This window comes from Streptomyces sp. 3214.6, assembly GCF_900129855.1.
GTDB classification, from domain to species: domain Bacteria; phylum Actinomycetota; class Actinomycetes; order Streptomycetales; family Streptomycetaceae; genus Streptomyces; species Streptomyces soliscabiei.
Map to the genome: position 1 here is coordinate 9,029,341 of NZ_LT670819.1, position 19,029 is coordinate 9,048,369.

Annotated in this window: 24 protein-coding genes and 1 pseudogene; 19 read left to right on the plus strand and 6 right to left on the minus strand. The window is 70.7% G+C overall.

From position 1 onward, the window contains the following. Nucleotides 1-10: 10 nt before the first annotated feature. Nucleotides 11-466 (minus strand): nitroreductase family deazaflavin-dependent oxidoreductase, encoded by a 456-nt coding sequence (locus tag B5557_RS40605; RefSeq protein ID WP_079664196.1) that lies wholly within the window; start codon nt 464-466, stop codon nt 11-13. A 153-nt stretch (nt 467-619) separates the two neighbouring features. Here B5557_RS40605 and B5557_RS40610 point away from each other — a divergent pair, with 153 nt between their 5' ends. The 3 genes from B5557_RS40610 to B5557_RS40620 all read left to right on the plus strand — a co-directional run bounded on the left by B5557_RS40610 (nt 620) and on the right by B5557_RS40620 (nt 3,398). Beyond that, on the plus strand, nt 620-1,315 hold the full coding sequence (locus tag B5557_RS40610) for a TetR/AcrR family transcriptional regulator (RefSeq protein WP_079664197.1): 696 nt from the start codon (nt 620-622) through the stop codon (nt 1,313-1,315). Between the two features lie 140 nt (nt 1,316-1,455). Continuing rightward, the gene (locus B5557_RS40615) at nt 1,456-2,718 is read left to right on the plus strand and encodes a sensor histidine kinase (RefSeq protein ID WP_107472756.1); all 1,263 of its coding nucleotides are present in this window, start codon (nt 1,456-1,458) and stop codon (nt 2,716-2,718) included. A 14-nt stretch (nt 2,719-2,732) separates the two neighbouring features. After that, nucleotides 2,733-3,398: a response regulator transcription factor gene (locus tag B5557_RS40620; protein ID WP_079664199.1), complete on the plus strand. Its 666-nt coding sequence runs from the start codon at nt 2,733-2,735 to the stop codon at nt 3,396-3,398. Here the strand turns inward: B5557_RS40620 and B5557_RS40625 are convergent. Then, entirely contained in the window at nt 3,359-3,643 is a 285-nt protein-coding gene (locus tag B5557_RS40625; protein ID WP_079664200.1) for a DUF6332 family protein, read from the minus strand. The genes B5557_RS40620 and B5557_RS40625 overlap by 40 nt on opposite strands. A 71-nt stretch (nt 3,644-3,714) precedes the next feature. Continuing rightward, nucleotides 3,715-5,241, minus strand: a complete 1,527-nt coding sequence (locus B5557_RS40630) for an MFS transporter (RefSeq protein ID WP_079664201.1) — start codon at nt 5,239-5,241, stop codon at nt 3,715-3,717. 86 nt (nt 5,242-5,327) lie between these two features. Between B5557_RS40630 and B5557_RS40635 the strand changes: the two genes are divergently transcribed. Then, nucleotides 5,328-5,732, plus strand: a complete 405-nt coding sequence (locus tag B5557_RS40635) for a MarR family winged helix-turn-helix transcriptional regulator (RefSeq protein ID WP_079664202.1) — start codon at nt 5,328-5,330, stop codon at nt 5,730-5,732. Between the two features lie 12 nt (nt 5,733-5,744). Here the strand turns inward: B5557_RS40635 and B5557_RS40640 are convergent, their stop codons facing one another. Next, a complete protein-coding gene (locus B5557_RS40640; protein ID WP_079664203.1) occupies nt 5,745-6,488 on the minus strand; it encodes a maleylpyruvate isomerase family mycothiol-dependent enzyme in 744 nt (247 codons plus the stop codon). A 204-nt stretch (nt 6,489-6,692) separates the two neighbouring features. After that, a pseudogene (locus B5557_RS40645) lies at nt 6,693-7,589 on the minus strand (MFS transporter); the annotation flags it as partial. A gap of 50 nt (nt 7,590-7,639) precedes the next feature. Here B5557_RS40645 and B5557_RS40650 point away from each other — a divergent pair. Then, a complete protein-coding gene (locus tag B5557_RS40650) occupies nt 7,640-9,220 on the plus strand; it encodes a recombinase family protein (RefSeq protein ID WP_079664204.1) in 1,581 nt (526 codons plus the stop codon). A gap of 946 nt (nt 9,221-10,166) precedes the next feature. Here B5557_RS40650 and B5557_RS40655 read toward each other — a convergent pair. After that, nucleotides 10,167-10,679: a hypothetical protein gene (locus B5557_RS40655; RefSeq protein WP_079664205.1), complete on the minus strand. Its 513-nt coding sequence runs from the start codon at nt 10,677-10,679 to the stop codon at nt 10,167-10,169. Between the two features lie 197 nt (nt 10,680-10,876). Between B5557_RS40655 and B5557_RS40660 the strand changes: the two genes are divergently transcribed. The 14 genes from B5557_RS40660 (at nt 10,877) to B5557_RS40725 (ending at nt 19,018) form a co-directional block, all read left to right on the plus strand. Then, entirely contained in the window at nt 10,877-11,122 is a 246-nt protein-coding gene (locus B5557_RS40660; protein ID WP_079664206.1) for a helix-turn-helix transcriptional regulator, read from the plus strand. Then, entirely contained in the window at nt 11,122-11,307 is a 186-nt protein-coding gene (locus tag B5557_RS40665; RefSeq protein WP_079664207.1) for a hypothetical protein, read from the plus strand. The genes B5557_RS40660 and B5557_RS40665 overlap by 1 nt, the downstream gene beginning before the upstream one ends. 186 nt (nt 11,308-11,493) lie before the next feature. After that, the gene (locus B5557_RS40670; protein WP_159424485.1) at nt 11,494-11,718 is read left to right on the plus strand and encodes a hypothetical protein; all 225 of its coding nucleotides are present in this window, start codon (nt 11,494-11,496) and stop codon (nt 11,716-11,718) included. Next, complete coding sequence (locus tag B5557_RS40675; protein WP_079664209.1) at nt 11,711-12,010, plus strand: hypothetical protein; 300 nt, start codon at nt 11,711-11,713, stop codon at nt 12,008-12,010. The genes B5557_RS40670 and B5557_RS40675 overlap by 8 nt, the downstream gene beginning before the upstream one ends. Continuing rightward, nucleotides 12,000-12,671, plus strand: a complete 672-nt coding sequence (locus tag B5557_RS40680) for a LuxR C-terminal-related transcriptional regulator (protein ID WP_079664210.1) — start codon at nt 12,000-12,002, stop codon at nt 12,669-12,671. The genes B5557_RS40675 and B5557_RS40680 overlap by 11 nt, the downstream gene beginning before the upstream one ends. Further along, nucleotides 12,668-13,036, plus strand: a complete 369-nt coding sequence (locus tag B5557_RS40685) for a hypothetical protein (RefSeq protein ID WP_079664211.1) — start codon at nt 12,668-12,670, stop codon at nt 13,034-13,036. Before B5557_RS40680 ends, B5557_RS40685 begins: the two co-directional genes overlap by 4 nt. Further along, on the plus strand, nt 13,033-13,503 hold the full coding sequence (locus B5557_RS40690; RefSeq protein WP_079664212.1) for a hypothetical protein: 471 nt from the start codon (nt 13,033-13,035) through the stop codon (nt 13,501-13,503). Before B5557_RS40685 ends, B5557_RS40690 begins: the two co-directional genes overlap by 4 nt. 332 nt (nt 13,504-13,835) lie before the next feature. Beyond that, the gene (locus tag B5557_RS40695; RefSeq protein ID WP_159424486.1) at nt 13,836-14,948 is read left to right on the plus strand and encodes a YqaJ viral recombinase family nuclease; all 1,113 of its coding nucleotides are present in this window, start codon (nt 13,836-13,838) and stop codon (nt 14,946-14,948) included. A 3-nt stretch (nt 14,949-14,951) separates the two neighbouring features. Continuing rightward, nucleotides 14,952-15,863, plus strand: coding sequence for a recombinase RecT (locus B5557_RS40700; RefSeq protein ID WP_079664214.1), 912 nt, complete (start codon nt 14,952-14,954; stop codon nt 15,861-15,863). After that, the gene (locus tag B5557_RS40705) at nt 15,860-16,219 is read left to right on the plus strand and encodes a hypothetical protein (RefSeq protein ID WP_079664215.1); all 360 of its coding nucleotides are present in this window, start codon (nt 15,860-15,862) and stop codon (nt 16,217-16,219) included. Before B5557_RS40700 ends, B5557_RS40705 begins: the two co-directional genes overlap by 4 nt. 193 nt (nt 16,220-16,412) lie before the next feature. Further along, nucleotides 16,413-16,898: a RusA family crossover junction endodeoxyribonuclease gene (locus B5557_RS40710; RefSeq protein WP_079664216.1), complete on the plus strand. Its 486-nt coding sequence runs from the start codon at nt 16,413-16,415 to the stop codon at nt 16,896-16,898. Next, nucleotides 16,895-17,410 carry a hypothetical protein gene (locus B5557_RS40715; protein WP_079664217.1) on the plus strand — a complete coding sequence of 172 codons (516 nt, stop codon included), beginning with the start codon at nt 16,895-16,897 and terminating at the stop codon, nt 17,408-17,410. Before B5557_RS40710 ends, B5557_RS40715 begins: the two co-directional genes overlap by 4 nt. Nucleotides 17,411-17,474: 64 nt before the next feature. Next, a complete protein-coding gene (locus B5557_RS40720; RefSeq protein WP_079664218.1) occupies nt 17,475-18,704 on the plus strand; it encodes a hypothetical protein in 1,230 nt (409 codons plus the stop codon). Then, the gene (locus B5557_RS40725) at nt 18,701-19,018 is read left to right on the plus strand and encodes a hypothetical protein (protein ID WP_079664219.1); all 318 of its coding nucleotides are present in this window, start codon (nt 18,701-18,703) and stop codon (nt 19,016-19,018) included. The genes B5557_RS40720 and B5557_RS40725 overlap by 4 nt, the downstream gene beginning before the upstream one ends. Nucleotides 19,019-19,029: the final 11 nt, after the last annotated feature.

The following is a 19,029-nucleotide window of genomic DNA, read 5'->3' on the forward strand; positions in this document are numbered from 1 at the left end:
GCGACGCGGATCACCGCCGGTTCGTGACCGTGATCCGGAACACCGGGTGGTCAGGGGCGATACGGCGCAACTCGGCCTCGGAGGAGTCCGGGCCCACCCCGTTGAAGAAGACGCCGACCTCGGCCTTCCAGCGCTTGAGGTAAGCGCGCAGCAGCGGTGTCTTGTCGTCGTCGGAGACCTCGGTGGCCGTGAACTCCTCCACGGCCTTGCCGAGGTGGAGCTCGCCGCCGCCCGCCGCCCGCATGTTGTGCGTCCACTGGACGTGGCCACGCGGCGCGACCAGGTACTGCTGGCCGTCCACGGTCAGCAGGTTCACCGGGGTGGTGCGCCATGCGCCGCTCTTGCGGCCGCGGACCGCCAGCACCCTCGAACCCCACACGCTGAGACCGCGACGGGTCAGCCAGGCCACGGCACGGTTGAAGACGTTGACGGTGAACCAGCCGGGCTTCTGCACGTGGGTGGACATGGCTGCTGCCTCCTGAGGCGGAAAGTGTGAGCACTGCTCTCGCTTGAGGAGAGTCTGCCTGAGAGCAGTGCGCCATAGCAAGAGCGCCGCTCTCTTTTTTGTTCACCGTTCTCGATTATGTGCACCGCTCCTCGTTCATGGCACAGTGAAAGAATGAGCCGCACCGTTCGAGGGGCCCGTGCCCGCGCCAGGATCGAAGTCACCGCCGCCATCAAGGACGAGGCCCGCAGACAGCTCGCGTCCGAGGGCGCCGCCAAGCTCTCGCTGCGCGCCGTCGCCCGCGAACTCGGCATGGTCTCGTCCGCGCTGTACCGCTACTTCCCGAGCCGCGACGACCTCCTCACCGCACTCATCATCGACGCCTACGACTCTCTCGGCGAGAGCGCGGAGGCCGCCCACGCCGCCGTCGCCGACGCCGTCCCCGTCGAGCGCTGGGTCGCGGTCGGCGAGGCGGTGCGCCGCTGGGCGCTGGCGAATCCGCACGAGTACGCGCTGATCTACGGCTCGCCGGTGCCCGGCTACAGCGCACCCGACACGACTGTCCCGGCCGCAGCCCGCGTCGGCGTCCTCCTCATCGACATCGTGCGCGACGCACACCGGGCGCAGGAGCTGGAGGTGCCGCTCCTGACGGACGACCTGGTCCCCGAGGCGGTGCGCATGGCGGCCGATCTCGCCCCCGACCTGCCGCCGGGCGCGGCCGCCGCCCTCGTCGCGTCCTGGGCCCAGCTGTACGGACTGGTCGGCTTCGAGCTGTTCGGGCAGTTCCACCGCGTCGTGGAGGAACGCGAGCCGTTCTTCCGGTACGCGATCACACGGCTCGCCCACGAGGTGGGGCTGCGCCAGGCGTGAGGGCCGCGCCCCGGTGCCGGGGGCGCGGGGGTGGCCGTGCATGGCGCGCGAGGGTGCCGGTGCGTACTTCCAGGGGAGTACGGGTGATCACCTCGTCCGGTGGACGTCCGGCACGGGCGGCGGCGTCTAGCGTGGCCGACATGGACGAAGAGCAGGTGCGCGGGCGTGGTGGCCCGCTGCGGTGGTGGCGACACGGGCCACCGTGGCTGCGCCGCCGGGAGGGCCGGGACGGCCGGGAGGACACGGTGCCGGGCGCGGTGCGGTGGCCCTGGCGTTCCACCGTGCCGATCACCGTCTTCGTCCTCGTCGGCTCGAACTTCGCGGCGCACGCGCAGGGGGACCAGCGGGCCCCGCTCGACGCCTTCGCGCGCGTGCTGCTGGTCGTCGCCTGCGGGCTGCTGTTGTGGCGGCGACGGCACCCGGTGGCCGTCGTGTTCGGCACGGCGGCCGCCGCGGCGCTCTACCTGGGCGCCGGCTACCCGTATGGGCCGGTGTTCCTGACCGTGGCCGTGGCCTGCTTCGCCGCCGTCGTCGCCGGGCACCGCCGGGCCGCCTGGACGGCCCTGGGCATGCTGTGGGCCGTGCATCTGCTGGTCGCGCACTGGCTGTACCGGTGGCTGCCGCCCGCCGGAGACGACCCGGCGCCCTTCGGGCAGGAGATCGTCGTCGCCGGCTGGGCCGTGGCGATCGTGGCGATGGCGGAGCTGGCCCGGATCCGGCGCGAGAGCTGGGACCGCGAGCGGGCCGAACGCGCCCAGGCCGCCCGGCGGCGCGCCGACGAGGAGCGGCTGCGCATCGCCCGCGAACTGCACGACGTCCTCGCGCACAGCCTGTCCGTCATCAACGTGCAGGCGGGCGTGGGCCTCGCGCTCCTCGACTCCGATCCACAGCAGGCGCGCACCGCGCTGACCACCATCAAGTCCGCCAGCAAGGAAGCGCTGGGCGAGGTGCGCCAGGTGCTCGACACCCTGCGCACGCCGGGGGACGCGCCGCGCACTCCGGCGCCCGGCCTGGACCGGCTGCCCGAGCTGGTGGAACAGGCGGCGCGTGCGGGCCTCACGGTGCAGGTGGAAGGGAAACCGCCCCGGCTGCCGCCCGGCGCCGACCTCGCCGCGTTCCGCATCGTCCAGGAGGCCCTGACCAACGTCGTACGCCACTCCGGCTCGCGCCAGGCCCGAGTGCGGCTCGATCGCAGCGGCGGGACGCTACGGCTCCGTATCGACGACGAGGGACCGGCGACCGGGGCCGACGCGGGCGGCAGCGGCAACGGTCTCGCCGGAATGCGGGAGCGGGCCGCGGCCCTCGGTGGCACGATCGAGGCGGGGCCACGGCCCGACGGCGGCTTCCGGGTGCTCGCGGCACTGCCGATCCGGACGGCCCCGGAGACCGGAGCCAACCAGTGAGCGAGGGAGGACCGGTGATCCGCGTACTGCTCGCCGACGACCAGTCGCTGGTCCGGGCGGGGTTCCGGGCGCTGCTCGACGCGCAGTCGGACATCGAGGTGGCCGGGGAGGCCGCCGACGGGGAGGAAGCGGTGCGCGCGGTGCGTGAACTGCGGCCCGACGTCGTCCTGATGGACATCCGGATGCCCCTCCTCGACGGCTTGGCCGCCACCCGCCGGATCGGCGAGGACGAGGCGCTCTCCCAGGTCAAGGTGGTCATGCTCACCACCTTCGAACTCGACGAGTACGTCTTCGAGGCGATTCGCTCGGGTGCTTCCGGCTTCCTGGTCAAGGACACCGAGCCGGACGAACTCCTGCGTGCGGTGCGGGCGGTGGTCGCCGGGGACGCGCTGCTCTCGCCGGGCGTGACACGTCGGCTCATCGCCGAGTTCGCCGCCCGTTCCAAGGAGCCGGCAGCCGCCGATGCGCTGGTCCGGCTCACCGAACGGGAACGGGAGGTGATGGCGCTGGTCGGGATCGGCCTGACCAACGAGGAGATCGCCCGCCGGCTGGTCGTCAGCCCGCTCACCGCCAAGACCCATGTCAGCCGCACCATGGTGAAGCTGGGCGCCCGCGACCGGGCCCAACTGGTCGTGCTGGCCTACGAGTCGGGGCTGGTGCGGCCGGGCTGGCTGGGCTGAGCCTCCGCACGGAAGCGGAGCAGCACGGAGACCACCCGGGCCACGAACACCAGGGGTGCGAGGGCGAGGCCCGCCCGCAGCAACGACTTCTCGGCCAGGTCCGGCAGTTCGAACAGCAGCGCCGGTCCGGCGACCGCCCCGAAGAGCACCGCCGCCGCGAACACCGCGCTGCACAGCGCGTATCCGATCTCGACGGTGATCGCGTCCCGCTCGGCCTGTGTACGCCGTCCCCCGTAACCGCTCATACGGCGAGTCTCACAGGAGTGCGCCCGGCGAGGCAATCGGCCCCGCCGGGCACACAGGTGGAGGATCTCCGCTAGTCGCGGACGCCGACCGCCTCGGTCCCCGCTTCCGTCCTCACGTCCGTCTTCACGTCCGCATCCGCCTCCGTCACGGTGGACTTGGCGACGACGACCGAGCCCTGGGCGCGTCGGGCGCGCAGGCCGGGGAGGGTGATGAGCAGGCCCGCCGCGGCGATCACCGTCACCACCGCCAGTCCGGGGCGGTAGCTGTCGAGGACGGCCTGCGGGGTCGGGTCGGCCGGGGCGCCCGCGGTCACCACCGCGGTCACCACCGCCAGGAAGATCGCGCCGCCGACCTGCACCGAGGTGTTGAGCAGCCCCGAGACCATGCCCTGCTCATGGTCCGCCACACCGTTGGTGGCCTGGATGTTGAGCGAGGGGAAGACCAGCGCGCAGGCCGCGCCGATCAGCAGCATGGAGGGCAGGATGACGGTGGCGTAGACCGGGTCGAGATCGACGCGCAGGAACAGTGCGTACCCGGCGACCATGAAGGCGAAGCCGGCCGCGATCAGCCGCGGGGTGCCGAAGCGGTCCACGATCGAACCCACCTTGGTCGAGGACACCGCCACCAGCGCACCGGCCGGCAGGAAGGCGAGCGCCGTGTGCAGCGCCGACCAGCCGAGCAGCGTCTGCATGTAGAGGGTGGCCAGGAACTGGAAGCCGACGTAACTGCCGAAGAAGGCCATCGCGCCGAGCTGGGCGCGGATCTGACTGCCGGACCGCAGCACGCCGAGCCGGATCAGTGGGCCGGCCGAGCGTCGCTCGACGAGGACGAAGGCGGTCAGCAGGACGGCGACGGCGAGGAAGGACAGCAGCGTGCGGGCGGATGCCCAGCCGGCCTCCGGGGCCTGGACCACGGTGAAGACCAGCAGCAGCATCGAGGCGGTGCCGAGGACGGCGCCGGGCACGTCGTAGCCGTTGTGGTTCTTCTCCCGTTCGCTGCGGGGCAGCAGCTTCAGGCCCGCCGCCAGCGCGAGCAGGGCGATCGGCGCGGGCAGCAGCATGGTGAGGCGCCAACTGGCCTCCGTGAGCAGGCCGGAGAGGACCAGGCCCATCGAGAAGCCGGTCGCGGCGCAGGTGGTGTAGATGGCGAGGGCGCGGTTGCGCAGCGGGCCCTCCGGGAACGTCGTGGTGATGATCGACAGGCCGGCCGGTGCCGTGAAGGCCGCGCTCAGGCCCTTGATGAACCGGCTCGCGATCAGCAGCGGACCGGAGTCGACGAGCCCGCCGAGCAGCGAGGCCAGCGCGAACACGCCGAGAGCGACCAGGAAGACCTGGCGGCGGCCGAGCAGGTCGGCCGTGCGGCCGCCGAGGAGGAGCAGGCCGCCGTAGCCCAGGATGTAGCCGCTGACGATCCATTGCAGGGTCGAGGTGGACAGGTCGAGGTCGGAGCCGATGGACGGCAGGGCTACACCGACCATCGACACATCCAGCGCGTCCAGGAACATCGCGGCGCAGAGCACCAGCAGGGTGCCCCACAGCCGGGCGGTCCAGCGGCCCTCGGCGAGCGGGGACGCGGGGGAGGGGAGCGGAGAGGTCATGCCGGAGACATTACATGCGTACGCATCGAATGCAAACGCATTTAATTCCGGTGCAATGAATTCTGTTCTCTGCTACGGTGCGCCCCATGGCGGCGAAGACGGGCGCGACCGAGGCCGAGCAGGCGCTGGTGGAGCAGTGGCGGGACATGCTGGCGCTGCACGCGCGCACCCAGTGCGAACTCGACCGGGCACTTCATCAACACGGCCTGTGCGCCAGCGACTTCGAGGTGCTCGACGTCCTCGCCGAGTCGGGCGCGCCGGACGGCACGTGCAGCTATCGCGTCCAGGAGATCGCCGAGCGGGTGCACCTCAGTCAGAGCGCGCTGTCCCGGCTCGTCGCGCGACTGGAGAGGGACGGTCTGGTCGAGCGCCGCATGTGCGCGGAGGACCGCAGGGGCGTGCGGGTGGCGCTCACGGGGAAGGGGCGCGCGCTGCACGGCGACGTGCGGCCGGTGCAGCGCGCGGTGTTGACCCGGATGCTGGCGGACTGACCCCACGGTTCCTCAGATGGCGGACGTCTCCTGCCACAGCGTCGCCAGTGCGGCGTCCCCGGTCGCGCTCGGGAGCGGCAGCCGGTTCCACAAGGACAGATAGAGCAGTGCCGCCGGTCCCGACACCTCGCAGTCGGCGGCCCCTTCGGCGTCGCGTTCCGTCACGGGCGGCTCTGACGACAGGCGGACGGTCCACACGGCGTCGGCCGTGTCCGTCGCCCGCACCCGCAGGACCCGGGGCTGCTCGGTGCGCACCCTGCTCCTGGCGCGCGCGTGGAAGCCGCGCAGCAACTCGTCGATGCCGTCCGCCGCGAAGTCGACGGCGAGCTCACCGGCGATCTCCTCGGGCGTCCGGCCGCGGGCCGACTCCGCGTCGACTCGATGCACGGCCGTCTCGTGCGCCTGCCGTCTGGCCCAGAACGCGAGCGGTGACGGCGCGGAGAAGAAGTGAAAGCACCGCATATCGGGCGAGGCGGCGGAGAGCGTGTCGACGAGTCGTCGATGCCCCTCGCGGAACCAGGCCAGCAGCGCGTCGCCGTCGAGGTCCGGTGGCTCGGTCATCGGCCGGAACGAAGAGTGGCCCTCGGCCACGAATGACGTCGCCCAGCGGTGCACCGTGCCCGTGTGGCGCAGCAGGTCCCTGACCTGCCAGTCCGGGCAGGTCACAACCTTCGCGCCGGGGCCCGCCTCCGCAGCGGCGGAGGCCAGCGACCGGCCCTCGCGGTCCAGGGCGCGGATGAACTCGGCAGTCTCCATACGGGGAGTCTGCCGGATGGAGTGCAGTCGAAGACAACGGCCGCCGAGCCGTCGACCGGCCGAGCCGTCGAGCGGCTTTGAAGCCGCCGAGTCGCCGAGCCGCCGAGCCGCCGAGCCGCCGAGCCGCCGAGTCGCCGAGTCGTCGAGTGGCCGAGCGGGCGAGCGGGCGAGCCGCCGAGGCGGCGACTCGTTGAGTCGTGGTGGTCAGTTGGCCGTGGTGTGGCGTGTGGCGAAGCCGATCACTGCGGCCACTCCGGCCAGGACCGCCACGCTGGTGAGGGCGGCGGAGAGGGAGAACCAGTCCGCCATGAAGCCGATGGCGGGCGGGCCCAGGAGCATGCCGCCGTAGCCGAGCGTGGAGGCGATGGCGACTCCGCTCGGGCCGGCCAGGGCGCCCGCGCGTTCGACGGCCACCGGGAAGAGGTTGGCCAGGCCGAGCCCCGCGATCGCGTAGCCGAGGAGCGCCGCCCACAGGGCCGGGGCGAGGGAGCCGAGCAGCATTCCGGCCGACGCGACCGCGCCGCCGGCGACCACCGTGCGGGTGCGGCCGAGCCGTTCGAGGAGGGTGGTGCCGGTGAGCCGGCCGACCGTCATGGCGAGTGCGAAGCAGGAGTATCCGGCTGCGGCGGCCCCGGAGGAGGAGCCCAGGTCCTGTTCGAGGTGCAGGGCGCCCCAGTCGGCGAGAGCGCCTTCGCCGTACGCCGTGCAGAGGGCGATCAGGCCGAAGACGAGGACGAGACGGCGGGTGCGGGCGGTCGGGCGGTGCGGGCCCGCCTGTGACGGCGCGTCGAGGGGCACCTTCGCGGCGGCCGGAAGCCCGGTGCCTGCGGTGCCGGTGGCGTCGACGGTGGTGTCGGGGGCGGGCGGGCGCGGTGGCTTGTGCCGGAGCAGTGTGGGGCCCGTGAGCGCGGTGACGAGCAGGCCGATGATCCCGAGGCCCAGCAGATGGCGGGTGGGGGACAGGGACCCCGCGACCAGGCCGCCGAGCCCGGCGCCGATCATGCCGCCCAGGCTGAACGCCGCGTGGAACGTGGGCATGATCGGCCTGCGCAGCGCCGCGACCAGCGCGACCGCGGCGCTGTTGAAGGCGACGTTGATCCCACTCAACGTATGCGAGACACTAAGAGAGCCTCGACGACGCTGGAGCAGCGATGAACGTCCGCATCCCACAGCACCCGTGCCTGTACACCCGGCTGTCCTACGCCCCTGACGGCTCCCTGGAGAAGGTGGAGCGCCAGGAAGAGGACGGCCGCGCCACCGGCTCCCGACTGCGATGGCCGCCGTTCTGCTGCGTGTATGTCGACAACGGCATCAGCGCCTGGCAGCGCAATCGGAAGCGTCCGGACTGGGACCGGATGCTGCTCACCCTCGACCGCGACAGCAACAAACTCGTCGCAGCCGATCCGAAGGCCAACCATCACCACGACGGCATCATGGTGTACCACGGCGACCGGCTCATCCGGCAGCCTTACGACCTCGAGCTGCTGCTCAACATCGTCGACACCCGCCACATCCCCCTGGCATCCGTCTCCGGCGTTCGCGACCTGTCCAATTCGGACGACCGATTCATCCTCCGCATCGAGGCCGCCCAGGCCTGCCGGGCCTCCGATGACACCTCTCGCCGGGTGAGCCGGGGAATCCAGGCCGCCATGACCGGTAAGGGCGGCACGATGCCAGCCCGCTCCCGGCCGGGAGGCCGGCGCGCCTTCGGCTGGGGTCTGCCGACCGGCGCAACCCGCATCAAGACGAATCGCCGGACCGGCGAGCAGACCGAGGTGCCGGTCCTCGAATACGACAAAACTGTCCCCGCCGAGACCAAGCTGCTCGCCGACGTGTCTGAGAAGCTGCTCGCCGGCCTCAGCAAGAGCGGCGGAGTGCGGTGGCTGAACGAACGCTGCCGCACGTCCGAGGGCAATCTTTGGAGCCTCACCAGCATGACGCGGGCCCTCACCGCGTGGCGGATGGCTGGGCTCGTCGAGTACGACGGAACGCTCTACAAGGCCGCCTGGGACGAGGTCATTCCCCTTGAGACGCTGATGGACCTGCGTGCACTGTTCGCCGAGAGTGCGGCCGAGCACGGCTACCACGGATACGCGCGCAAGTATCTGCTGACCGGCAACGGCGTGTGCTCCACGTGCCACGATGTGACGAAGGCACCCGCGGCATCTGAGCGTTGCTCCACTTCCTTCCGCCTGTGCAAGTCCCCGCACGTGACCCTGTCGACGAAGCCCGTCAACGGCAACCGCCTGTACTACTGCCGCTCTTGCGGGAAGGGCCGCAACCTGGCGTACTTCGACGCCTACGTGGAAGGGCGGACGCTGCGCCTGCTGTCCGATCCGCACCTCAAGGCCGAACTCCATGCCGTTGGAGGTCAGCAGAACACGGGCGTGCGCAAGGAGATCGCCGCCCTAGAGAAGCGCAGGAACGACCTACAGCAGAAGGTCAAGGACGCTGCCGACCATCCCGACGTCGACCCCATGCTGGCCATGCAGGCCATCGCCAGCTATGACCGCAAGCTGGAGACGCTCCGCGCGCAGCTGTCCACGGACCGCGCGCACCGCCGCCTCGAACGCGTCCTCGGCATCGCGCCGGAGGCGTGGACCGCGGAGCCCGTCGACGTACGCGCGGCCGTTGTCGCCATGCTCTGGCATGTCGTGATGCTCCCCGCTCGGCAAGGCCGCGGTTTCGATACATCGTCGGTCCGCTTGTGGCGCCGCAGCCTCACCGGGTAAAGACGCGCGGCGTGACCCTCAGCCCGTCAAGGCGAGGGTCACGCCGCATGCGCGTCAGGCCCTGAGGCACAACTCCAGTTCCAGCAGTGTCCGCGCTTTGACGCATAACACGGGCACTGGCGAGGCCAGGTCCGATGTCGACGACGTCGACGGAACCGGTGCGGAGGGCTCGGTCGGCGGCGGCGCGGTGGTGGGTGGACTGCCGCCGCTTGGTGAACTGCGCGGCGGCGTCCCCGCGGTGGATTCCACTGGGACGGGCGGGAGCTGTAACGACGTCACGACGGCCGCGCCGTCTGCCACGTCATCCGCGGGCGTCCCGGGCCCGGAGCTCGGGACGAGGGTCCGTAGAGGCGGTGCCGGACCCCGCGAGGGCTGTTTCCCCGGCGCGCTGGGCTCGGGCGAGACGGCCTGTGTCGGAGGCGCCGCAGGACCTTCGACGCCGGGCGGCGGATGGTCGAGGTTCGTTGCCAGCAGGAGCGCCGCGGCTCCGATGGCGACGCTGGCTGCGGCTCCGCCGGCGACCAGCGCCGGCCGGTGCTCGCGGTAGATGTCTCGCAGACCCATCAAGGCGGGTGCCAGGCCGGCGCCGAGATACAGGCTAAGGTGCCCCTTCCTTCGTGCGGGGGCGTCTGTCGGAGTGGTCATTACCGGTCGGGAGTCTGAGCGAATGCCGATCTCGCGCAGAATCCTTTCGCTGTCGCGCTCGACGCGTAGCTGTGTGAGCTGCCAGCTGAGTTCCCTCAGCTGCCGGAAGAGCAGATACACGATCAGAGCGATTGCGCCAAGTGCGCCCGCGAGAATGAATCTGATCATTCCCATCCCCTACGAGCAGCACACGGATCAACTTGCTGTGCAGTGCAGGCATTGAGAATGCGTCAATTTTTGACTGCGGTAGATGCATAAATGCGGATCGTGATCGGGTCGTAACAAAGCTCTGGGTAGGGTTTTACGAAGCGCTACGACCTGCGGTTTTGTCGTCCGGCGTCTCGCCGCCTTCTTCCTTCCCGGCGTTCTCGATCTTCGTCGCCAGGGTGCGCAGCAGGAGAGCCTTCTCCTGCGGGCTACGGGGCTTCTCGTCGAGCGCGTTGAGGATGACCTGCTGCTGCCACCCCTCCAGCTCGGCGAGCGGGGCCGCTTCGGTGGTTGGGGCGGCGGTGCCGCTGGCCGTGGTGCGTTCCAGCTCTTGCAGGATCGCGACCGCATCTAGGCGGCCGGTCTCGGCGAGGCGGTCGGACGGGATGCCGAGGGCCCATGCCATGTGGGCGAGCGTGGTGGGCGGGGCGATCACCTTGCTCTTGGTGTCCATCCGGAAGCCGCGCTCGATCTGACGCCAGCGGCTGCTGCCGAGTCTGATCGTCACCTTCTTTGCCGCGGACTCCGGGCTGAGTCCGGAGGCCTCTCGCACGAGGCGGATCAGTGTGGCCTCCGCCGGCGGTGGGGGTGTCGCCGGTGCTCCCATGGCCGTGCTCCTGCCCTTTCGGTATTGGACTTTCTTGGACTGTACCGGACCGCGAGTAACCCCTGCCTAGGGCTCCACACACAACCTCCACAGATGGAAGATCGCAGTACGAGGCTGAAACTCAATGTCAAAGAAAGTCACAGCTACTGATCGGTACAGGCTTGTACTGTCCGATCCAGTCACATACAGTCCTTGACATGAGAACCCCAGTGGATCCCCAGCGACTCACGCGCCGCAGGGTGGAAGCGGGCCTCAGCCAGAACGCACTGGCCCGGGCCATCGGGGTCAGCAAGCAGCTCGTGAGCGCGGTGTCCCTCGGCAAGGCCAACTTCTCCCCGGAGACGCTGTCCAAGGCCGCGGAAGTCCTCGGATGCGAGATAGCTGACCTGCTTCCCGAGAACGACGCCGAGTTCCACGCCCTCACGCAAAGGCCGGCCTCCTGATGCCGGGGCGGATATGCCGCACACCGCAGGAGGCCTTCCAGGCCGGATGGGACGAGACCTGCGACCACGACCTCGACCCCGGTAAGTGCCGCGTGTGCGGACTGACCGACACCGAGATCGCGCAGCTCGTCGTCCTGATCGGCCACCTGGCCACCCCGGCACCAGCAGGACGTGCCGCGGCCTGATGCGCACCCTCATCGACGTCGTCTGCCGCTGGATCTGCCAGACGTGCGGCCACCGCAACCCGGTCTTCCGATTCGAGTGCCGCCGCTGCCGAACTCCCCGCCCCTGAACGCACTGAGGGCCCGCCGGACGCCCCCGACGGACCCTCGGCCCACCGCCCGTTCCCTTGAGAGGAAGAGGTGGACCCGATGCAGACCAGCATCGCACACACCGACCTCGCCATTCCGAGGCCCACGTTCGCGCCGCCGTTGCACATCGCCCGCACTCAAGCCCGCCGCGTCCTGGACGAGGCCAACGCCCTCGACCTGGACACCGCCAACTCCTTCGCAATCGCCGCCGAGTTCGGCGGCGTGTGCGAGGTCCTGCGCCAGGTCCTCGCCGCGCTCGACGCCGAGGACGGCCGCGATGCCTGAGCCGCTGGACGACGAGTACCTGAAGAAGACTCAGCGGATCGTCATGGCTGCCCCGAAGGGCCCGTGGGAGGTCGTGCCGAGTGAGCACGGTCTGCCTGATCAGGTCGGTCCGATCTGCTTCCTGGAGACCTGGACCGACAGCGAGCGCCTGCCCGTCGTCGAGTTCATCTCCTTCGCCCGTGAGGCGCTGCCCCGCTACGTCGGAGAAGTCGCCCGGCTGAAGGACCTCGTGCGCCAGCTGGAGGCCGGCCAGGCCTCTGCTGCCGGGGAGGTCGAGCGCGATGGCTGCTGACAACCTCGCCTTCCCCTGGGCCCGGAGCTACGACGCCGACCAGCTCGCCGCGTTCATTGAGGACCTGTGGGGTGCCGCCTCGGGCGACGACGACCTCAAGACGCTCGACGCCATCGAGGCCGCCGTCGCCAAGCACCGTCCGCTGCGGGAGTGCCCGATCACCAAGCGCGAAGCGGAGTTCCTCACGTACATGGCTGAGGGACTCACCTACGAGCAGGTCACGATCGTGGTTGGCCGCTCACGCGACAGCGTGCGGACGACCTACTCCACGGCATTCAGCAAGCTCGGCGCGCGCTGCGGTGCCCAGGCCGTAGCCATCGCCCTCCACAACGGCTGGCTTCCCACCCTCCGTCTGCCCGACCCGCCGAAGCCTCTCGCCATGCATGGCCCACGCAACTGGCGAGCCCTCCACGCCGAGGCCGCAGCGCAGATGCGCGCACACCCCCTGTCGTTCGTAGACGTCGGCCCGTACGCCTCCCGCAACTCCGCCTCACAGGCGGCCCGCCGAGTCAACTTGGGCCTGATCCCCGAGTTCAATCCGGCCGGAGCCTTCGAGGCGCGCCCCCACCGCATCGAGCGGACCCGCTGGGGTCTGCGCATGCGCTACCTCGGCGAGCCCGCCGCCCCCACCACCCCGACCCCGGAGAGGACTGCGCCATGAGCGCCCGCACGCTCGACTTCCGCATCCACGTCGTCGCTGACGACTGGCTCGCCATGGCCACCCGGGCCCAGCTACACGACCTGGCCGAACAGTTCCCCGTCGGAGTCCGCGTCCGCCATGCCTGCGGCCGCGAGGGCACTGTGGCCCTGGACCAGCCGGAGCACGTCCCTGGCACCTTCGACGGACACCCGACGGCCGTCTGCCTGGCGGGCCCTTCCGGCACCGAACCGTGGCTGTTCGTCACCTGGGACAACGAATACGACCTTGTCTGGCGCGTATGGGTGCCCGTCTCGAAGATCAGCAAGGGCCGAGCCCCGGCCGTGAACCGGCCCGGCAACACGGCCCGGATCGGGGGCCGTCGATGAGGCATGCGGTCATCAGCGCCTCCGGAGAGCTCACCCACCACGAAGGCGAGCTGGACTGGGAGACGGTCATCGGAGTCGAGGGCAAGGCGCGCGTGCACCTGCCAGGCCTCGCCGTGGCTGGCTGGGTCAACGACGTCGGCCTGCGCTTCCCGGAGCGCTACCCGCGCAACATCCCCGGCTCGTGCGTGCTCGCCGCCCTCGGCGCGCCGATCCAGCCGTACGCCGGGCCGATCGTGTTCACCGGCTGGAACCCCGGCAACACCGCGCGCGGCCTGATCGAGATCGAGCCGCTGCCTCAGCCCGTGACCACCCTCGACATGATGCACGGCAACGTCCTGAAGGCCATCGCTGGCCAGACGCCGCGCGACTTCTCACCCAGCTGGGCCGAGCAGATGCGCGAGATCGCCGAGCACGCCCGCACCGCACCCACCCCCGGCATCACGATCCGGACGGTGACGCTGCGATGAAGACTTCGCGCCCGGCGTCAACGCCGACCACCGCCGCCGCTCTGTCCCAGGCCGCAGTGGAAGCCAAGGCAGAACAGGGGCAGACCGAAGCCGCCCCGGTGACGCTGCCTGCGCCGGGCGCGAACTCGACCCCCTGTCCGGCGTCAACGTCGTCCGACGCCCAAAGGACCGAGGAAGCGAAGACGGAGGAGGAGCGCGCCATCCGCGTTGCTCGCGCTCCCAAGATCCCGTCTGCGCCGGACAGGGCCCCTGCCCCCCGTACGTCGTTCACGTCACCCGCCACCGACGACAGGACCGGTGCTGCGGGAGCGAAGGCCGGAGAGGAGCCGCGAGTGAAGCAGGCACCTGAGACCCGACCTGCGCCGTACGGGTACCAGGCCGGGCCGGAGGCGGCTCGCACCGCTTCCGGCCCGGTCACCCCAACAGCCCGCCTGCTGCTGCCCGCCGGTGCTCCCGAGGACGCCTGGCACGCTGCACGCCAAGGCGGGGCTGGCGGAAGCGACGTCGCCGCGATCCTTGGCATGGATGGGCACGGGGGTGCCCTGCGTGTCTGGCTGGAGAAGACCGGCCAAGCACGCCCCGAGCGAGACCGGCGGCTGGAGCGATCCGCCCGGCGCGGTCACCGGCTCGAAGGGCTCGTCGCCGAGTTCTTCGCCGAGGAATCCGGCCTGACCGTTCTCGATTCGCCGGGCACTCTCCAGCACGTCGACCACCCGCACTGGATCGCCAACCCGGACCGGCTGGCCGTCGCCCCCGACGACCAAGCCGGAGACGGACTGGGAGTGCTGGAGTGCAAGACGCGTACCTGGCGCTCCGCCCGCACCGAGGGCTGGCACGGCGACGAAGCCCCGGACCGCCCCGCCATCCAGGCCCACTGGTACCTGACCGTCACGGGCTACCGGTTCGCCTACGTTGCTGGGCTCATCGATGACGACCTCGAATGGTTCCGCCTGGAGCGGGACGAAGAACTGTGCGGGCTCCTCGCTGATGCCGTCGACCGCTTCTGGCACGACCACGTGCTGCCTGGCATCCCGCCGAAGGCCGACGGCTCGCACGCCACCACTGAGCTCCTCGCCCAGCTTTGGGACGCCCGGGAGGAAGCCGCCGTCGAGGTCGACCCGGTCGAGGCGATGTTCCTGAACCAGCGCCGCCGCGAACTGAAGGAGCGGCAGTCCCGGCTGGAGACCGAGCTCACCGAGGTCGAGAACCGCATGCGGCAGCTCGCCGGGGACGCCGAGGTCGTCACCGTGGGCGGCAAGCCGGTCTTCACCTGGCGGCAGAACGGCCAGTTCGCCCACGCCCGTTTCCGCGACGAGATGCCCGAACTGGCCGCCCAGTACACCCAACTGGTCTCGGCAGTCGACGCCGACCGGCTCGCCGCAGACCAACCCGAGACCTACCGCAAGTACCGGGCGCGCGTCCTGCGTACGCCCTCGGAGGGATGACCGATGTCTGACCTGAAGGGCCGCCTGAAGGCGGCCACCGACGGAGCCGATGATCAGCAGCCCGAGCAGGCTGCGGTCACCGACCTCGCCGTCAGCGACACGGCCCTGCAATGGCTCCAGAGCCGCGCGGCCTACTTCACGGACGCGCTGCCCCGGCACGTCGACCGCGCGCACTTCATGAGCGTCGCACTGGCCGTGATGCCGAGCCTGGAGCGCTGTACGCACGCCAGCGTCCATCAGGCGTTCCTGGCCTGTGCCCGCTTCGGTCTGGAGCCGGACGGCCGACAGGCAGCGATCATCCCGTACGGCGAGACCGCGACGTTCCAGCCGATGTACCAGGGTCTGATCGAGCTGATGTACCGCCATCCGCGCGTCGACTCCGTGCATTTCGGGTGGGTGCGGGAGCGGGACCAGTGGGACTACACGCCCACCGAGCCGTCGCCGAAGGACTTCTTCCACAAGCCGCGCATCGACCTGTCCGACGAAGAGCGCGGCCCCGTGATCCTCGCCTACGCCTTCGCGTGGATCGATGGCCGCCGCTCCCAGGTCATCATCCTCAACCGGTCCCAGGCCGAGCAGATCCGGAACAAGTACTCCAAGGCGTTCAAGAAGGCCGAGAGGCAGAACACCAAGGACTCACCTTGGCACACCGACTTCGACGCCATGTGGGCCAAGTCCTGCGTGCTGCGCCTGCGGAAGGTCGTTCCGACGTCTACGGAACTCGCCGAGTTGGTCGAGATGGACGACGACCTCGACGACGGCTCGTCTGCGCCGCCGGTCATCCGAGGAACCGTCATCGCCCGCGACGACCAGTCCCACGGCGGTGAGCAGCCGCCGTCGGCCGCCGCTTGGCCGGAGACCACGCAGCCCGGATCCCGCTCGCGCGAGGGCTCCGAGGGCGGTGAGCAGGAGTGAGCGCCCCCGAAGTTGACGCAGCCATCCAGCAGCTGGCGTCGCGCGGCATCCGAGCCTTGACGGCCGACGAGTGGACCTATCAGGCAGCCCTCGACATCGTCCGCGAGAGCCGCCGACGGCAGGAAGACTCCCGCATCGTCCGCATGGCCGGCCACTGGGGTGAAGGCCTCGCCGACGACATCTCCCAGGCGACCGGCCTGGCCGCCGGGGACATCGCGGCTGTTCTGCTGTACGCGTCGTCCTGGGTCGGCGGCCTGGGCATGGTGCAGGGCCTCAGCCGGGACACCTCGATGGCCGTGCTCTCCTGCGCCGCCGACGAGCTGGACCGACGCGCGAACGGCGGTGCGACGCCGTGAACACCGCGATCCGAGACTTCAACGGGCCGCCCCGCTACTTGGCGGTCGGCCACTGCGTCGACTGCGGAAGGGCGAGCTATCTGTCTCGCCGAGACGCCAAGCGCGCCGCGAAGGGCATGTTCCCCGGCCGGCACCACCGGCCCGTCCAGTGCGGTGACCGTTGGCACCTCCAGCGGATGGGAGGTGGGTCCTGATGACCGCTCCCGCTCTCCATCTGACCGTCTACGGCACGCCAGCCCCTCAGGGCTCGAAGAACCGCAACGCGGCCGGGGCCCTGTATGAGTCGTCGGCGAAGGTGAGGCCGTGGCGTCAGGACGTGAAGACGGCCGCCCTGGACGCGCTGCTCCACGACGAGGCATGGGTCGCCCTGAGCGGCGCGGTGTGGCTGGACGTGCAGTTCAGCCTGCGCCGCCCGAAGCACCACTTCGGCACCGGGAAGAACGCCGGCCTCCTGAAGGCTTCCGCGCCCCCGTACCCGACCGGCACCCCTGACCTGGACAAGCTCGTGCGCTCCACCCAGGACGCGCTGAAGGACGCCGGGGTCCTCGCCGACGACAGCGTCGTCGCCACTCTGTCCGCCTCCAAGGTCTACGTGCTCTGGGGCGACTCCCTCCGCACCCCCGGCGCCGTCATCAAGGTCTGGCGCCTCACCGACTTCCTCAAGGAGCCCACCCCGTGACGCAGTTGAAGTTTGACGCCAAGGTCTCGGCGAGCGCTCAGGAGGCGCTGGAGTCGCATGTCCGGCCGATGTACGACGCGCCCGGCAGCCGCCGCATGGCCATCATCGAGTTCGCGCACATCGAGCGAGTCGAGCCCGCACCCGGCACCGAGAAGGAGCCGAGCGTCAAGGTCCGCATCGTCGGCCTGGAGCTGCCCAACAAGGAGCAGGAAGGCTCCGTCCGCGAGGCGCAGCGCTTCCTCCACCTCCAGCGAACCGCACGCGGAACGCTCGACGACGACGGCCAACTCGAACTCAGCGACAGCACACTGCGGTTGACCGGCGGAATGCTCGCCTACATCGAGACCGCCCGCCTGCGCGCCGGCCTCGCCCACTGGCGCGAGTACGCCCAGCGCCTGGTCCACGGACCCGAGCTGACGCTCACCGAGGTCCGGCACGAGATGCAGGCACTTGCCGAAGGTCTCACTGCGGTCCTCAACACCGCCCGCGATCACGGCGACGACGACTCCTGACACCCATCACGCGCCCATGAGGCGCCCATGACCTAACCCGCCCAGCCTGAAGGGAGGTGACCCCATGCCTCAGAAAGTCCGCGTGCCGCTGCGTGTGATCGTCGGCTCGTATAGCGACGCCACCGTGTCCGTGTACGTCAAGATTGCGGCTCTGGACCGGCGTACGACCGGCTGCGAGGCGGGGGTTGCCTACCTCTCTGGGCTGCTCGGCCTGGCGCGCTCCACCGTCGAGCGGGCCCTGACGCAGCTGATGCGTCCGGACCCGGCCGACGACGTGGTGGAGCTGACGAGCCAGCGGCGCACGCTCCCCGGCGGCGACGGTGAGACGGCGGTGCGCCGGATCCGCGCCACCGATTGGACCCGTGAGCACGGCGGTTGGGTGCCGACGCGCGCCAGCGAGTCGCTCAGCCCGCGCCAGCTGCGTTGCTATGCGTCACTCAGCTACGCCACGGCTACCGGCGTGCACATCACGCTCGCCGAGCTGGGGCGCGTTCTGCGCCACCGGTCGGGCAAGAAGGCTGGCGAGTCCCTGGACCCGCGGTCTGTGCGGCGGATCCTTCGCGGCCTCGAAGACCTGGGCTGGATCAGCGTCGAGCGGCGTGCCGGGTACCGGGGCCGTCACGTCTACACCGTGCACGACGAGCCTCTCCAGGACGTGCTGACTGCGGACTCTGGAGAGGGATCGGGTGGGGATCTTGGTGAGGGATCGCTACTAGAGGATCACCACCAGACTGACTCACCGGATGATCAACCGCCCACTGCCGTCTTGGGTATCCGCCGTAGGCGAGAGCAGGTAGTAGCGCGAGGGGCTGTGGAAAACCCTCCGCTTCCCGCCGCGTACCGCCGCCCGTACGCCGGGCCGCAGCTGAGTCTCGCTCCGCGGATCTGGCGAGTCCTCGAACCGGTGAAGAGCCTGTTGCCGGGCCTGCCGCCGTACGTGGTCCGCGCGCTGGCCCGGGAGATCGGCCGCCAGCTCGACGAGGGCCAGGAACCGCAGCGGCTTCGCAGGCGGCTGGAGTTCCGGTTCGCCACCACGGACACCATCCGCGACCCGGGCCGCTGGCTGCTCGGCGCGGCCATCGTCCGGCGCGGCTGCGGCCTGGCCGCCTGCGAGGCCGGCCGCCTCTGGCACACCGGCCAGGAGTGCGCCGCCTGCGCCCACACCCGCACTGCCACAGCCGCCCTGCGCCGACTCGAACGCGAACTCGACGAGCGCGAACGACAACTCGGCATCACTGCCCCCTACCAGCTGGCCGCCGCCCGCCCCGAGCACCCGCCCGGGAGGCACCGATGACCAACACAGACGTCCCCCGACCGGCCACACCCCAGCTGCTCGCCCTCGCTGAGGCCGCCCGGCCGGACTGGTCCCCCGAGCTCCTGCGCGACGTCCTCGCACAGGTCCGCTGCCGGGAGGACATGAGCTTCGGCCGCTTGGTCGTCGCGATCGCCCAGCTGATCGCCGACCCGGAAGCCGAACCGCCCGACCTGCTCGCAGGGGTGCCAGAGCCGTGGCGACACCGCCGCCGGCCTCCCGCACCCGACACCGCCCAACGCGGAGCCGCAGCCGTACGTGCGGCCCTGCACCACACCGATCCGACTGACACCTGAAGGGAGGCGAT

What these genes read in the sequence shown, in the direction of transcription:
- B5557_RS40605 (WP_079664196.1), bottom strand. Translation starts at nt 466, where the DNA reads ATGTCCACCCACGTGCAGAAGCCCGGCTGGTTCACCGTCAACGTCTTC.
- B5557_RS40610 (WP_079664197.1), top strand. Translation starts at nt 620, where the DNA reads ATGAGCCGCACCGTTCGAGGGGCCCGTGCCCGCGCCAGGATCGAAGTC.
- B5557_RS40615 (WP_107472756.1), top strand. Translation starts at nt 1,456, where the DNA reads ATGGACGAAGAGCAGGTGCGCGGGCGTGGTGGCCCGCTGCGGTGGTGG.
- B5557_RS40625 (WP_079664200.1), bottom strand. Translation starts at nt 3,643, where the DNA reads ATGAGCGGTTACGGGGGACGGCGTACACAGGCCGAGCGGGACGCGATC.
- B5557_RS40630 (WP_079664201.1), bottom strand. Translation starts at nt 5,241, where the DNA reads ATGACCTCTCCGCTCCCCTCCCCCGCGTCCCCGCTCGCCGAGGGCCGC.
- B5557_RS40635 (WP_079664202.1), top strand. Translation starts at nt 5,328, where the DNA reads ATGGCGGCGAAGACGGGCGCGACCGAGGCCGAGCAGGCGCTGGTGGAG.
- B5557_RS40640 (WP_079664203.1), bottom strand. Translation starts at nt 6,488, where the DNA reads ATGGAGACTGCCGAGTTCATCCGCGCCCTGGACCGCGAGGGCCGGTCG.
- B5557_RS40650 (WP_079664204.1), top strand. Translation starts at nt 7,640, where the DNA reads ATGAACGTCCGCATCCCACAGCACCCGTGCCTGTACACCCGGCTGTCC.
- B5557_RS40655 (WP_079664205.1), bottom strand. Translation starts at nt 10,679, where the DNA reads ATGGGAGCACCGGCGACACCCCCACCGCCGGCGGAGGCCACACTGATC.
- B5557_RS40660 (WP_079664206.1), top strand. Translation starts at nt 10,877, where the DNA reads ATGAGAACCCCAGTGGATCCCCAGCGACTCACGCGCCGCAGGGTGGAA.
- B5557_RS40665 (WP_079664207.1), top strand. Translation starts at nt 11,122, where the DNA reads ATGCCGGGGCGGATATGCCGCACACCGCAGGAGGCCTTCCAGGCCGGA.
- B5557_RS40670 (WP_159424485.1), top strand. Translation starts at nt 11,494, where the DNA reads ATGCAGACCAGCATCGCACACACCGACCTCGCCATTCCGAGGCCCACG.
- B5557_RS40675 (WP_079664209.1), top strand. Translation starts at nt 11,711, where the DNA reads ATGCCTGAGCCGCTGGACGACGAGTACCTGAAGAAGACTCAGCGGATC.
- B5557_RS40680 (WP_079664210.1), top strand. Translation starts at nt 12,000, where the DNA reads ATGGCTGCTGACAACCTCGCCTTCCCCTGGGCCCGGAGCTACGACGCC.
- B5557_RS40685 (WP_079664211.1), top strand. Translation starts at nt 12,668, where the DNA reads ATGAGCGCCCGCACGCTCGACTTCCGCATCCACGTCGTCGCTGACGAC.
- B5557_RS40690 (WP_079664212.1), top strand. Translation starts at nt 13,033, where the DNA reads ATGAGGCATGCGGTCATCAGCGCCTCCGGAGAGCTCACCCACCACGAA.
- B5557_RS40700 (WP_079664214.1), top strand. Translation starts at nt 14,952, where the DNA reads ATGTCTGACCTGAAGGGCCGCCTGAAGGCGGCCACCGACGGAGCCGAT.
- B5557_RS40710 (WP_079664216.1), top strand. Translation starts at nt 16,413, where the DNA reads ATGACCGCTCCCGCTCTCCATCTGACCGTCTACGGCACGCCAGCCCCT.
- B5557_RS40720 (WP_079664218.1), top strand. Translation starts at nt 17,475, where the DNA reads ATGCCTCAGAAAGTCCGCGTGCCGCTGCGTGTGATCGTCGGCTCGTAT.
- B5557_RS40725 (WP_079664219.1), top strand. Translation starts at nt 18,701, where the DNA reads ATGACCAACACAGACGTCCCCCGACCGGCCACACCCCAGCTGCTCGCC.